We start from the raw sequence: 12614 nt of genomic DNA, 5'->3' as shown, positions 1-12614 counted from the left end.
AGCCCTTTCACGACATTCATACGCCGCGCAGCTTCTGTATAAACTCCGGCAAGGTGGGCCAGGTGTGCTATTTTCTCCGAACGAGCACGTAGTGTAACCTCCACAGTCTTCGGTTCAGCCCCCATTGGTTGAAGTCACCGGCAGCTTGCTCGACGCCTTCATCTCCTTCAGGGACAGGTTGGACCGTATGCTTGTTACGCCTGGCAGCCGACGCAGCGTGCTGTCGACGAAGGCGCTGTAGTCGTCGAGGTCGCGTGCCACCACGATCAGCAGGAAATCGTCCGCCCCAGTTGTGTTATGGCAGGCGAGGATGTTCGTCGTGGTCTCGACAATACGTTGGAATTCGGCAGTAGCACGCTGGTCATGCTCGGAGCAGCGCAGCTGCACGAAGGCCATCACGCCGATGCCCAGCTTGCGGCGGTTCAGGTTGGCCTGGTAGCCTTCGATGATGCCGCTTTCTTCAAGCCGCTTCAGCCGCCGCCAGCAGGGCGTCTCGCTCATCCCGAGGTGATCGGCGAGCTTGGCGTTGGTCATGCGACCGTCCTCCTGCAACAGGGTCAGAAGCTGGGCATTGACGGCGTCGATCTCTGGCATTGGGGGTGGTTTCCCTCTCAAAATGGCCCGCCATTAGCGGAACCTGCCCTGAATATCCGTGATGGAGGGAAGATTGGCAAAGGTATTTCACGTCCGTGGGGCTAAGCTGGCGCCAATCCGCCTCAAACCGAAAGGCCCTGCCATGAAAGCCGTCCTCTTCGAGAAATTCCAGGAAACCCCCAAGGTGACCACCGTCGCCGACCCTGCGCCCGACCCCCACGGTGTGGTGCTGAAGGTCGCCGCCACCGGCGTTTGCCGCAGCGACTGGCACGGCTGGATGGGCCACGACAGCGATATCGAGCTGCCGCATGTGCCAGGCCACGAACTGGCCGGCGTGGTCGAGGCGGTGGGCCGCGACGTCAAGAACTGGAAACCCGGCGACAAGGTCACCGTGCCCTTCATCTGCGGCTGCGGCAGCTGCTCGGAATGCCATTCCGGCAACCAGCAGGTCTGTCTGCATCAGGAACAACCGGGCTTCACCCACTGGGGGTCGTTTGCGGAATACGTGCCGATTCATCAGGCTGACTTGAACCTCGTGGCGCTGCCTGAGACGATGGACTTTGCCACCGCCGCAAGCCTTGGCTGCCGCTTCGCCACGTCATTCCGGGCGGTGATTGATCAGGGCAAAGTCAGCGCGGGCCAATGGGTCGCGGTGCATGGCTGTGGCGGCGTCGGCCTCTCAGCGGTGATGATCGCCGCGGCTGCGGGCGCAAACGTGATCGGCGTTGATCTCGACCCGGCGAAACTCGCCATGGCGCAGGAGCTCGGCGCGGTGGCGGTGATCGACGGGCGCGAGGCCGACGTCCCCGCCGCCATTCAGGAGATCACCAAGGGCGGCGCGCATGTCTCGCTCGACGCGCTGGGGCATCCCGTGACCATGACCAACTCGATTCTCTGCCTGCGCCCGCGCGGCAAGCACGTGCAGGTTGGCTTGATGCTTGGCGAGCACGCGGCCCCTGCGATCCCGATGCCGAAGATCGTCGGGCAGGAGATCGAGCTGCTCGGCTCTCACGGGATGCAGGCGCACCGCTATGGCGCGATGCTGGACATGGTTGCCAGCGGGCGGCTTGACCCGTCGCGGCTGGTGGGCCAGCAGATCAGCCTCGCCGAGGCCCCCAAAGCCCTGATGGAATTGGACAAGTTTCAGTCCGTCGGCGCCACCGTGATTACGCGATTCTGACATGGGAAGCATCGCATTTATCGGCGGCGGCAACATGGCCACCGCGATCCTCGGCGGGCTGATCGCCAAGGGCATGGCACCAGATCAGATCACCGTCGTCGATCCGGGTGCGGAGCAGCGCGAACGTTTGCAGACCGGCTACGGCGTCCGGGTCACGGATGACCCGCGCGCAGGCTGTGCCGGGGCCGACACCGTGGTCCTTGCGGTCAAGCCGCAGGTCATCGTGCAGATGGCCGGGCAGCTTTCCGGCACGCTGGACGGCAAGCTGCTGATCAGCATTGCGGCGGGGGTGCCGGTGGCCCGGCTGGAGGAGCTCTTTGGCCTCCGCGCCATCGTCCGCACCATGCCCAACACCCCGGCGATGCTGGGGCTGGGCGCGACGGGGATCTTTGCGAACGCCCATGTGGACGACGCGCAACGGGCCCGCGCGCGCGACATCGTCGAGGCCTTCGGTCTCTGCATCGACCTTGCGCGCGAAGACCTGCTGGATGCGGTCACCGCCGTCTCCGGCAGCGGCCCGGCCTATGTCTACCTGCTGATCGAAGAGATGACCCGCAGCGGCGTCACCTTAGGCCTGCCCCCCGAGGATGCCGCGACGCTGGCAGTGCAAACGGCGCTTGGCGCGGCCACCATGGCGGCGACAGGCGACGCCGCGACAGAGGAACTGCGCCGCCGCGTGACCTCGCCCGGGGGCACGACCCATGCGGCGATCACCTCGATGCAGGCCAACGGCTTTGGTGATGTGATCGCAAAAGCAATGACCGCTTGCCGCGACCGCGCGGTCGAACTGGGCAAGGAATAGAACATGATCATTCGATGGTGGCGTGCTGTTGCAGGCTCTCAAGAGGTGCTTCAGCACTATGCGGACCATCTGGACCGCACGACATTCAAGGAGATGGCTGCATTGCCCAGTCATCTCGGCGCGTCTCTTGCGGTCAAGGTGAACGGAACCGATTGCGAGTTGGTCGTGACCAGCCTTTGGTCAGACCTTGGCTCTGCGGGGCATTTTGAACAGGGGGCGTTCGATGACGCCGTGGTCAAGCCGAGCACCCAGAAGCTACTGAAATCCTTTGACTTGAAGGTCGAATATTTCGAGACGCTGGTCACAACCGGGATCTTGAAGGGGGAATGATGCAGGATGTTTGAACAAGTCGAAGACTACCCCATCGACCCGATCATGATCGGCGCCGATCTCTTTGCGCAGGACCCGCGCCGTGACAAGCTGAACCTGACCGTGGGCATCTACCAGGACGCCCACGGCCGCACCCCGGTGCTGGAGGCGGTGAAGCGCGCCGAACAGCGGCTGGCCGATACGCAGGACAGCAAGTCCTACCTCGCCCTGACCGGGGACAAGGACTACTGCGACACACTGGGTCAGGCGGTGCTGGGCGAGGCGTTTGATGCGGGCTGGGTCGCAGCACAGACCTCCGGCGGCGCGGTGGCGTTGCGGGTGATGGCGGATTTGCTGGCGCAGATGCCAGAGCGCCCCACCGTCTGGCTGCAATCGCCCACTTACGGCAACTACGTCCCGATCCTGACCGCCGCCGGGGCGCGCTATCAGGCGCTGCCCTACTACGACCGGCTGCGCGCGGAACTGACGTTTGACCAGATGCTGGACGGGTTGCAGGCCGCCCGCCCCGGCGATGTCTTTTTGATGCAGGGGGTGTGCCACAACCCCACCGGCGCGGATATGTCCGAGGACCAGATCACAGCGCTGCTGGATCTGCTGGAGGCGCGTGGCATCATACCTTGGATCGACCTCGCCTACCTCGGCTTTGCCGAAGGGTTCGAGGCCGATTGCGCCGTGTCCCGCCGCATCGCCGCGCGTTTCCCGGAATGCGTCATCTGCATCACTCTGTCCAAATCCTTTGGCATCTACCGCGACCGCGCAGGAGCGCTGTTCGTGAAAACCCGAGCGCAGGACCACGCGCGCCTCACCCGTGCCATCACCGCCATCGTGCGCTCCGGTGCCTCGCACGCCCCGGACCACGGCCCGTCGGTGGTGCGCACCATCCTGCGGGACCCGGAGCTGACGGCCCTCTGGCTGCGCGAGCTCGACCAGATGCGCCAGCGCGTTGTTCGGATGCGAAAGAAAATCGTAGTCATAGAACGCGAGCTCTTCGGCACCGACCGCTTGGTCTACCTCGCAGGGCAGTCAGGCATGTTCTCGCTGCTGCCGCTGGACGACGCACAGGAAACGGCCCTGACCCGCGACCATGGCATCCACGTGGTCCAGGGCGGCCGGATCAACGTCGCCCGCCTTGGCAACGACGACGTCGGCTGGCTGGTCAAAGCGGTATGCGGGCTTCTGTCACCGTCCATCTGAAAATGCGCGAACCCGCTATGCTCTTTCTGCTGCCTCGTGACTGGTGATCGGGCGACGAACATGCCGCCTTCTGCGAAGCTGCGGTGCAGAAAGCCCCAGTCATTCGATGTCTGGAGGGGGCCGGTTGGGCTTGCGGTGTGCTCTTCCAGTTTGACAGAGCAAGTCCGTTTCCTGCGCATTCTGGTCGTTCGCACGTAGCGCAGCGAACTTCCGCTCCCCGCCCAATGCGGCCCTCCGCATCACCCCCATTGCAACCCCGGCTCTGGTGCCGGGGCCGCCTCCTTCACGGCGACCCAACCGGCCATTTCCCTGGCTGACCGCTTGCCGAGCTGCCAGGCCGACACAGACGTCTCAGATGCTACCCCAGGCCAGTGGGAGCGTGCTGCTCACCACCTCTCATCCGCCAAAATAGCGTCGTGTCGGGGGCGATCGCTCTCAGCCTCAGCCCGCGGGCATCAAATCGTCTGGCATATTCTGATAGCACACCGGTCGCAGGAAACGGCGGATTGACAGCGTTCCGACCGATGTGGCGCCAAAGTTGGTCGAGGCAGGATAGGGGCCGCCATGGACCATTGCGTCGGCCACCTCGACACCGGTCGGGAAGCCGTTGACCAGCAGGCGGCCTGCCTTGCGTTCGAGCACGGGAACAAATGATCTCGCAACCTCGGTGTCGCCGTCATCCATCTGCAGCGTGGCTGTGAGCTGCCCCTTCAGGCTGCGCGCCACCTCGAGCATCTGCTCGGACCCCGAGGTCGTGACGATGATCCCGAGCGGGCCGAACACCTCTTCGGAAAGGGCCTCGTTCGCCAGCCAGTCCTCGGCGCTCACCTTGAAGACCGCGGGCGCGGCATTGCGGCGCTCGCAAGGCGTGCTGATCATGTCCTGGACACCGGCCGCCCCGGAGACATCGGCCACGCCGCGGCGATAGGCTTCCGCAATCCCTTCGGTCAGCATCACGCCCTCGCCTGCTTCAGAGAGGGCATTGGCGGTCGCCTCTGCGAAAGCGTCCAAAGCGCCGCCTTTGGGCGCGACAACGATGCCCGGGTTGGTGCAGAATTGACCCACGCCCATCGTCAGGGACGCGGCCCAGGCTGCGCCGAGCTGGGCGCCACGATCGGCCAGCGCCTGCGGCATGACGAAAATCGGATTGACCGAACCGAGTTCGCCAAAGAAGGGGATCGGCTCTGGCCGTGCCGCGCAAAGATCGAACAGCGCGCGCCCCGTGCCGAGCGACCCGGTGAAACCCACGGCGCGGATCAGAGGATGACGCACAAGCGCCCCGCCGAGGTCGTGGCTGGTCCCTTGGATCAGCGAAAAGGTTCCCGAGGGCATGCCGGTCCGCTCTATGGCGGCCGCTATGGCCTCCGCGACGATCTCGCCGGTCGCGGGATGGGCCGGGTGCCCCTTGACCACGACCGGGCAGCCCGCGGCGAGCGCGGAGGCCGTATCACCGCCGGCGGTGGAGAAGGCCAGTGGGAAGTTCGACGCCCCGAAGACCGCGACCGGCCCGATGGGCCGCTGCACCATCTTGAGGTCGGGGCGCGGCAGAGGCTGCCGGTCCGGCAGCGCTTCGTCGTGGCGCCGGTCAAGGTAGTCGCCCGCACGGATGTGGTCGGCGAACATGCGCAGCTGGCCGGTTGTGCGGCCGCGTTCGCCCTGCAGGCGTGCCTCGGGCAGGCCGGTCTCTGCGCAGCCCAGCCTCGTGATGTCGTCGCCGCGCGCTTCGATCTCTTCCGCGATGGCTTCAAGAAAGACCGCACGCGCCTCGCGCGAAGTCCATCCGTAGGTGAGGAAGGCCTCTTCGGCCGCCTGCACAGCCTGTTCGACCTCAACGGCGCCGCCAGAGGCGACCGTCAGCGGATCACCGGTGACCGGTTGCGACGTGAAGGTATCGTCCGAGCTGATCCACGTCCCGGCGATCAGGTGTTTGCCCAGTGGCTGATAGGTCATGGGGTCCTCCTTACTGGCTGCGCGCGCGCTGCCAGTCTTCGAATTTCTTTTGGTTTTCGTCCTTGGTGCAGGGATACAGGCCAATGATCGGCGTGCCCGCGAGGACCTCCTCCAGAACGAAGGCCTCGAAGCTTTCCATCCCGGAACAAACCTCGGCGATCTCGTCCGCAAGGTGCATCGGGATCACCATGACGCCGTCGCCGTCGCCCACCAGAACGTCGCCCGGGAAAACCGCGACACCGCCGCAGGCGACAGGAATGTTGCGCTCCATGGCCTCGTGTTTCGTCAGGTTGGTCGGTGCCGAGGGGCCGGCGCAAAAGGCGGGCATGTCCAACTCGCCGATGCCGTCGAAGTCGCGGAAGCCGCCATCCGAGACCACGCCGGCGCAACCGCGCACCTGGAGCCGCGTGACGAGGATCGAGCCGGCTGTCGCCGCTGAGGCGTCGCCGCGTGCATCCATCACGAGGATCTGGCCGGGCGGGCAGGTCTCGACGGCGACGCGCTGCGGGTGGTCGGCGTTGCGGAACACCTCGAGCGGATTGCGGTCCTCGCGCGCGGGCAGGTAGCGCAGGGTAAAGGCCTGGCCGACCATGTTCTCGGCTTTCTTCGACACCGGGCGCACGCCCTGCATGAACTGGTTGCGCAAGCCCCGCTTGTAGAGCTGCGTGGCGATGGATGCCGTTGATATCCGCTTGTACCGCGCGCGGGTTTCTTCGGAGAGTACGTAGTCGGTCATATGTGCCTCAGAAAATATCGGGCTCGCCCGCCGCGCGGCCGAAATCGGATTGCAGGAAGTCGAAGTCGCAGCCGGCGTCCGCCTGGGTGACGTGCTTGAGGAACATGTAGCCGTAGCCGCGTTCATACCGGGGCTTGGGCGGCGCAAGCGCCGCGCGACGCGCCTCGAGCTCCGCCTCGTCGACCAGCATGTCGAGCCGCCGGTTGGCGAGATCCAGGCGCACGGTATCGCCGGTCTTCAGGAGCGCGAGCGGACCGCCCACGTGGCTTTCCGGCGTGACGTGCAGCACGCAGGCGCCGTAGGAGGTGCCCGACATCCGCGCGTCGGAGATCCGCAGCATGTCGCGGTGCCCCTGTCTGATCAGCGCTTTCGGGATCGGCAGCATCCCCCACTCGGGGAAGCCCGGACCGCCCTGTGGTCCGGCGTTGCGCAGCACCATCACGTGGTCGGGCGTGATCTCGAGGGTCTCGTCGTCGACGGCCTTCTTCATCTCGGGATAGCTGTCAAAGACGATCGCCGGTCCCTCATGCCGATAGAACCGCGGATCGCATGCGGCCGGCTTGATCACCGCACCCGAGGGACAGAGATTGCCCTTCAGCACCGCCAACGAGCCTTCGTGGTAGACCGGGTTCGACAGGGGCCGGATCACGTCATCGTTGTAGACCTCGGCGCCCTCGAGGTTCTCGGCCATCGTCTTGCCGGTTACCGTCAGGGCCGAGGTCTCGAGCATGGACTCGATCTGCTTCATCAGCGCGCGGAGACCGCCGGCATAGTAGAAGTCCTCCATCAGGTAGTCCCTGCCCGCAGGCCGCACATTCGCGATCAGCGGGGTGACGCGCCCCAGGGCATCCAGATCGTCGAGCGTGAGCGGCACCCCTGCGCGCCGCGCCATGGCGATCAAGTGAACCACCGCGTTGGTCGAACAGCCTGTCGCCATCGCCACGACGGCGGCGTTGCGGCAGGACTCGGGGGTGACGATGTGATCCGGGGTCAGGTCTTCCCAGACCATATCGACGATGCGGCGCCCGCAGGCCGCCGACATGCGCTGGTGGCCGCTGTCGACCGCGGGGATGGACGAGGCGCCGGGCAGCGTGAGCCCCATCGCGTCGGCGATGGCGGTCATGGTCGATGCCGTGCCCATCGTCATGCAGGTCCCGGCAGAACGGGCGATACCGCCCTGCACGCCCAGCCATTCCTCGTCCGAGATATTGCCGGCGCGGCGTTCGTCCCAATACTTCCAGGCATCCGAGCCGGAGCCGAGGATCTTGCCGGCATAGTTGCCGCGCAGCATGGGGCCGGCGGGCAGGTAGATCATCGGAACACCGGCGCTGATCGCGCCCATCACCAGCCCGGGCGTGGTCTTGTCGCAGCCGCCCATCAGCACCACGCCGTCCAGCGGATGCGAGCGGATCATCTCCTCTGTCTCCATGGCGAGCAGATTGCGGTAGAGCATCGAACTGGGCTTGGTGAAACTCTCGTCTACCGATAGCGACGGCATCTCGACGCCGAATCCACCGGCCTGGGCGACGCCGCGCTTCACGTCCTTGACCCGTTCGCGGAAATGCGAATGGCAGGTATTGAGCTCAGACCAGGTATTGAGCACCCCGATCACCGGCTTGTCGCGAAAGTCCTCTTCGTCATAGCCGAGCTGCATCATGCGCGACCGGTGGCCGAAACTGCGCAGGTCGTCCGGGGCAAACCAGCGCGCGGAGCGCAGGTCGCCTGGCGTTTTCTTCGTCATCGGATCACCCTGTGAAGCTGAAGCTGTACCAGATCACGGCGACCGCGAAGGCCAGCCCGACCAGGTCGGGCCAATTGCCGAAATCATGTTTGTCCTTGATCTCATCGGCCGTGAAATGGGCCTCGTCGATCTCCTCGTCCTGCCGCGTCAGGTCCCTGTCGTCATCCTGACGGGGCGGGCCCCGGTCGTCGTCCTGGGTCATGACGGATCTCCTCAATCGAGTAGGTTTGGCAGCCAAAGTGCGATGTCCGGGAAGAACAGCACGAGGGCGAGGCCGAGGGCCTGCAGCGCGATGAACGGCAGCACGGCGACGAAGATGTCTTGAAGCTCGATCCCTTTTGGGGCGACGGATTTCAGGAAGAAACAGGCCGGGCCGAAGGGCGGCGACAGGTAATAGATCTGGATGTTCATGGCGAAGAGGACGCCGAACCAGACCGGGTCGAACCCGAGGTCGACCACCACCGGCGCGAAGATCGGAACCGTGATGAAGATGATCGCGATCCACTCGAGGAAGGTGCCCAGCACCATGACGATCAGCATCATGACCAGCACGATCATCAGCGGCGGCAGGTCGAGGCCGGTCAGCAGTCCCCGTAGGAAGTCGCCGCCGCCGATGCGGTTGTAGATCCCGATCAGCGAGACCGCGCCCAGGACGAGCCAGATGATCGAGCCAACGGTGAGCACGGTCTGGCGCATGGCGTCGCGTGCCATGGTCCAGTTGAGTTCCTTGCGGACGCCGGCCACGACCAGCGCGCCGACAGCCCCGATGGCCGCTGCCTCGGTCACTGTGGCGATGCCCGAGTAGATCACGCCCAGCACGGTGAAGATCAGCACGCCCGGCAGGATGATGCCCTTGAGGAACTTCAAACGCTGGAAGAAAGGCAGCCCGGTTTCGGGAATATCGTAGATCGGCGCCATTTCCGGCTTCAGCCGCACGCGCACCAGGATGTAGGCGATATAGAGCGAGGCCAGCATCATGCCGGGCATCGCCGAGGCGGCGAAGAGCTTGGTGATCGAGACCTGCGCGGCGAGCCCGTAGACGATGAGCACGACCGACGGCGGGATGAGCGTCGCCAGAGCGCCCGCGGCGCAGATGATGCCGATCGACAGTTTCTTGTCGTATCCCAGTCGCAGCATCTGTGGCAGCGCGATGAGACCCAACATGACGATCTCGCCGCCCATGATGCCCGACATCGCCGCGAGCAGCACCGCCACGATGCAGGTCTGCACGCCGACCGACCCGCGGAACCGTCCGCCGGCGATGGCCATCGAGTCGAAGAGCGATTTGGCGATCCCCGATCGTTCGAGGACGTTCGCCATGAAGACAAAGAACGGCACAGCGATCAGCTCGTATTTGTGCAGCACTTCGCTGACGTTCGCGGCCACGATGAAGAAGCCCGCGCGTTCGCCGAAATAGAGGATCGCCGTGACCAGCGAGACCGACAGTGTGGTGATGCCCAGCGGCACCCCGATCGCCATCAGGCCCAGAAGGGCCACGACGATCAAAAGCGTGATCAGTTCAATGCCCACCGGACAGGTCCCCCTCGGTCTTCTGGAACCAACGAATGATGTTGGCCAACAATTGCGCCAGGTAGAGACCGCAGCCGACGACGATCAGAACCTTGAGATACGTGGGCTGGGGCGAGTTGAATGCCGTTCCGGAATGCTCGGGACGTCCGAGCACCTTCTCGGCGGGCCCCCAGAGCGCCATCGCCAGAACCAGGATTGCGGCGAAGGCGATCAACAGCTGAAGCAGCCGGAAATATTGCCACATGCGCGGGCTCACGAGCAGTTCCAGCATGGTGATGGAAATGTGCCGGTTGCGCTGGGTCACGTATCCGACCGACAGAACCCAGACAGTCGCGCACAATGTCATGGCAAGCTCGGTCGACCAGACCGTCGGGCTGTCGAAGCCGTAGCGCAGCACGACCTCAAGTGCGGAGACCGCGATGCAGGTGAAGAACAGCGTGGAACAGGCATGCCCGATGAAGACGCTGAACCGGTCCATCACCTCGGCGTAGCCCGCGAGTAGGCGTTTCATGGGTCCCTCCCATTGGCTTGAAACAAATCCCGGGTGCGGCGACGTTCAGAACGTCGTCGCACCCGGGGCGGGAGAGATGGTTATTCCTTGAAGAGGCCGATCTCGGTCATGTAAGCGAGGTGCGCCGCAAGCGCTTCCTGTGCCAGCTCGGACTTCTGGGCGTAGTTTTCCCACTCCTTGCGGGCCACTTCGCGCAGCTGGTCGCGATCTTCCTGCGCCCAGTCGATTACCTCGATATCGTCCTTCTGGTCGTCGCGCTCTGCCAGCTCGCGATCCAGCTTGGTCGTTTCGGCGGCCATGGCCCGCATCGCGTCGTACCACCAGGTGCGCAGCGCCTCTTGATCCTGCGGCTCCAGCTCGTCCCAAACCTCGCGGTTCACGGTGAACTGCATCGCCGGCATCGAGTGGATCCCCGGGTAAAGCGGGTAGGGCGCCACGTCGTGCAGGCCGGTCGCGTCATTGTTCACATAGGCCGAGGCATCGGCGGCATCGACAATGCCCTTTTCGATGGCACCGAAGACCTCCGAGAACGGGATCGCGACGGGCGACGCGCCCGCGGCCTGGAAGACGGCCGCTGCCAGCCCCTCGGGCGAGCGGATCTTCTTGCCTTCGAGATCCTCGAAGGTGCGGATCGGCTCGCGGGCGACCAGTGCCTCGCGCGAGTAGGGACCGCAGGCGACGACCTTGACCTCGCCGCCGGTGATCGCGTCGGCGGCCTTCTGCATCATCTCTTCGCCGGGACCTTCCTGGCAGAAACCGATCATCTGTTCGGGCGTGTCGTAGCCCGAGATCAGGTCGCCCAGCAGAGCGAAGGCGGGTTCCTGGCCGGAGAAATAGTTGACCGAGGTGAAATCGCCGTCCAATGCCCCTGCGGCGACGGCCTCGGGCGTGTCGCGCGCCGGCACAACCGACCCGTTCGGCGTGAGCACGATGGAGACACGCCCCTCTGTCATCTCCTCGATCTTCGGCAGCCACTCCTCCGTGATGTACTTGGTGGAGAAGTCCCCTGCGTTGAAAGAGGTCTGGACGTTCAGCGTCTCGGCATGGGCCAGTCCGGCGAGCATCGAGACGGACATGGAAAGCGCGGCGGTTCTGGAAAAGGTCATAAAGGTCCTCCCTTGGACATCACCAGGGGCCTCCCCCCTCGGCTTCTGATGTACTAATATATTAGTGTATCTTTGGCAAGAAGGCTCTATGCTCTCGAACAAGAAAGCGACAGGATCAGCGGACGCAAATGGCAGAAAGCACTGACACTCAAACGAAAATGAGAGCTGGGCTGGCCTCATCGCAAAAGACGATCAAGCGTGGCTCGGCGAGCGCTCAGCTTCACGAAGCCCTGCGCGAAAGAATCATCCGATTGGAGCTGGCCCCCGGAGAGTACCTGTCTCGCTCCGAGATCGCGGCGCAGTACGGCGTGAGTCAGACCCCCGTGCGCGACGCAATGATGCGTCTCGAGGAAGACGGGCTTCTGGTCATCTACCCGCAGTCCAAGACGATCGTTTCGAAGATCGATGTGTCGCACGCGCAGGAAACGCAGTTTCTCCGCCTCTCGATCGAGCTCGAGGTCGTGCGCGCGCTCGTCCGCCAAGAGGGGAGCGCAAAGATTTCCAAAGCCCGAACATGCCTCGCCCTGCAGCGCGCCGCCCTTGAGGCGGACGACCTCGAAGAGTTCTCGCGTCTCGACCGAGAGTACCACGCCGCTCTATGCGAGGCGGTCGGCGTGGGGGCGTTGTGGAACATCGTGACCGCGAGGTCCGGACACATCGACCGCCTTCGGAAGTTGAATTTGCCGGATCCAGGGAAGTCCGCGTCGATCTTGTCGTGTCATGAACGCATTCTGGACGCGATCGATGCCCGCGATGATCGCTACGCCGAAGAGGTCCTGCGCGAGCACCTCTCCGGCACCCTGTCTCAGGTCGATCAGATCATCGAGCGGTATCCCGGCTACTTCTGAATGGTGCAGGGCTGGGGCGGCGCCTCGGGATCAGCGCGCCTCTCATCCACTCATCGGGACCAATCCTCGGACAGGGAGGCACCGCAGCCGGG

General features: G+C 64.6%; 13 protein-coding genes. 5 read left to right on the top strand and 8 right to left on the bottom strand.

The annotated features are described in order from the left end of the window. Nucleotides 1-114: 114 nt before the first annotated feature. A complete protein-coding gene (locus LR948_RS11345) occupies nucleotides 115-594 on the bottom strand; it encodes an Lrp/AsnC family transcriptional regulator (RefSeq protein ID WP_232754132.1) in 480 nt (159 codons plus the stop codon). Between the two features lie 142 nt (nucleotides 595-736). Between LR948_RS11345 and LR948_RS11340 the strand changes: the two genes are divergently transcribed. Genes LR948_RS11340 through LR948_RS11325 form a run of 4 tightly spaced genes read left to right on the top strand, consistent with a single transcriptional unit; the run spans nucleotide 737 to nucleotide 4100 of the window. Next, on the top strand, nucleotides 737-1774 hold the full coding sequence (locus tag LR948_RS11340; RefSeq protein WP_232754131.1) for a zinc-dependent alcohol dehydrogenase family protein: 1038 nt from the start codon (nucleotides 737-739) through the stop codon (nucleotides 1772-1774). Nucleotide 1775: 1 nt separating this feature from the next. Beyond that, the gene (gene proC / locus LR948_RS11335) at nucleotides 1776-2576 is read left to right on the top strand and encodes a pyrroline-5-carboxylate reductase (protein ID WP_232754130.1); all 801 of its coding nucleotides are present in this window, start codon (nucleotides 1776-1778) and stop codon (nucleotides 2574-2576) included. 3 nt (nucleotides 2577-2579) lie between these two features. After that, complete coding sequence (locus LR948_RS11330) at nucleotides 2580-2906, top strand: hypothetical protein (protein WP_232754129.1); 327 nt, start codon at nucleotides 2580-2582, stop codon at nucleotides 2904-2906. 6 nt (nucleotides 2907-2912) lie between these two features. Next, the gene (locus LR948_RS11325) at nucleotides 2913-4100 is read left to right on the top strand and encodes an aromatic amino acid transaminase (RefSeq protein WP_232754128.1); all 1188 of its coding nucleotides are present in this window, start codon (nucleotides 2913-2915) and stop codon (nucleotides 4098-4100) included. A 441-nt stretch (nucleotides 4101-4541) separates the two neighbouring features. Here the strand turns inward: LR948_RS11325 and LR948_RS11320 are convergent, their stop codons facing one another. The 7 genes from LR948_RS11320 to dctP form a co-directional block, all read right to left on the bottom strand. After that, on the bottom strand, nucleotides 4542-6050 hold the full coding sequence (locus tag LR948_RS11320) for an aldehyde dehydrogenase (NADP(+)) (RefSeq protein WP_232754127.1): 1509 nt from the start codon (nucleotides 6048-6050) through the stop codon (nucleotides 4542-4544). 10 nt (nucleotides 6051-6060) lie between these two features. After that, nucleotides 6061-6786: a ribonuclease activity regulator RraA gene (locus LR948_RS11315; RefSeq protein ID WP_232754126.1), complete on the bottom strand. Its 726-nt coding sequence runs from the start codon at nucleotides 6784-6786 to the stop codon at nucleotides 6061-6063. A gap of 7 nt (nucleotides 6787-6793) precedes the next feature. Continuing rightward, entirely contained in the window at nucleotides 6794-8527 is a 1734-nt protein-coding gene (araD, locus tag LR948_RS11310) for an L-arabinonate dehydratase (RefSeq protein ID WP_232754125.1), read from the bottom strand. 4 nt (nucleotides 8528-8531) lie between these two features. Then, nucleotides 8532-8729, bottom strand: coding sequence for a hypothetical protein (locus LR948_RS11305; RefSeq protein ID WP_232754124.1), 198 nt, complete (start codon nucleotides 8727-8729; stop codon nucleotides 8532-8534). 11 nt (nucleotides 8730-8740) lie between these two features. Next, nucleotides 8741-10057, bottom strand: coding sequence for a TRAP transporter large permease subunit (locus tag LR948_RS11300; RefSeq protein WP_232754123.1), 1317 nt, complete (start codon nucleotides 10055-10057; stop codon nucleotides 8741-8743). Then, entirely contained in the window at nucleotides 10047-10568 is a 522-nt protein-coding gene (locus LR948_RS11295; protein WP_232754122.1) for a TRAP transporter small permease subunit, read from the bottom strand. Before LR948_RS11295 ends, LR948_RS11300 begins: the two co-directional genes overlap by 11 nt. Nucleotides 10569-10648: 80 nt before the next feature. Continuing rightward, nucleotides 10649-11674: a TRAP transporter substrate-binding protein DctP gene (dctP, locus tag LR948_RS11290; RefSeq protein WP_232754121.1), complete on the bottom strand. Its 1026-nt coding sequence runs from the start codon at nucleotides 11672-11674 to the stop codon at nucleotides 10649-10651. A 128-nt stretch (nucleotides 11675-11802) separates the two neighbouring features. Between dctP and LR948_RS11285 the strand changes: the two genes are divergently transcribed. Continuing rightward, complete coding sequence (locus tag LR948_RS11285; RefSeq protein ID WP_232754120.1) at nucleotides 11803-12522, top strand: GntR family transcriptional regulator; 720 nt, start codon at nucleotides 11803-11805, stop codon at nucleotides 12520-12522. The last annotated feature ends 92 nt before the right edge of the window (nucleotides 12523-12614 follow it).

The sequence above is a fragment of the Roseivivax sp. GX 12232 genome, from assembly GCF_021272185.1.
Taxonomy (GTDB): domain Bacteria; phylum Pseudomonadota; class Alphaproteobacteria; order Rhodobacterales; family Rhodobacteraceae; genus Roseivivax.
The sequence above is the reverse complement of the archived record's forward strand: the minus strand, read 5'-3'. Positions and strand labels throughout refer to the sequence as shown.

Coding starts and splice junctions, on each gene's coding strand:
- dctP (WP_232754121.1), bottom strand. CDS start 11,674: ATGACCTTTTCCAGAACCGCCGCGCTTTCCATGTCCGTCTCGATGCTC.
- LR948_RS11285 (WP_232754120.1), top strand. CDS start 11,803: ATGGCAGAAAGCACTGACACTCAAACGAAAATGAGAGCTGGGCTGGCC.
- LR948_RS11305 (WP_232754124.1), bottom strand. CDS start 8,729: ATGACCCAGGACGACGACCGGGGCCCGCCCCGTCAGGATGACGACAGG.
- araD (WP_232754125.1), bottom strand. CDS start 8,527: ATGACGAAGAAAACGCCAGGCGACCTGCGCTCCGCGCGCTGGTTTGCC.
- LR948_RS11325 (WP_232754128.1), top strand. CDS start 2,913: ATGTTTGAACAAGTCGAAGACTACCCCATCGACCCGATCATGATCGGC.
- LR948_RS11320 (WP_232754127.1), bottom strand. CDS start 6,050: ATGACCTATCAGCCACTGGGCAAACACCTGATCGCCGGGACGTGGATC.
- proC (WP_232754130.1), top strand. CDS start 1,776: ATGGGAAGCATCGCATTTATCGGCGGCGGCAACATGGCCACCGCGATC.
- LR948_RS11340 (WP_232754131.1), top strand. CDS start 737: ATGAAAGCCGTCCTCTTCGAGAAATTCCAGGAAACCCCCAAGGTGACC.
- LR948_RS11345 (WP_232754132.1), bottom strand. CDS start 594: ATGCCAGAGATCGACGCCGTCAATGCCCAGCTTCTGACCCTGTTGCAG.
- LR948_RS11330 (WP_232754129.1), top strand. CDS start 2,580: ATGATCATTCGATGGTGGCGTGCTGTTGCAGGCTCTCAAGAGGTGCTT.
- LR948_RS11315 (WP_232754126.1), bottom strand. CDS start 6,786: ATGACCGACTACGTACTCTCCGAAGAAACCCGCGCGCGGTACAAGCGG.
- LR948_RS11295 (WP_232754122.1), bottom strand. CDS start 10,568: ATGAAACGCCTACTCGCGGGCTACGCCGAGGTGATGGACCGGTTCAGC.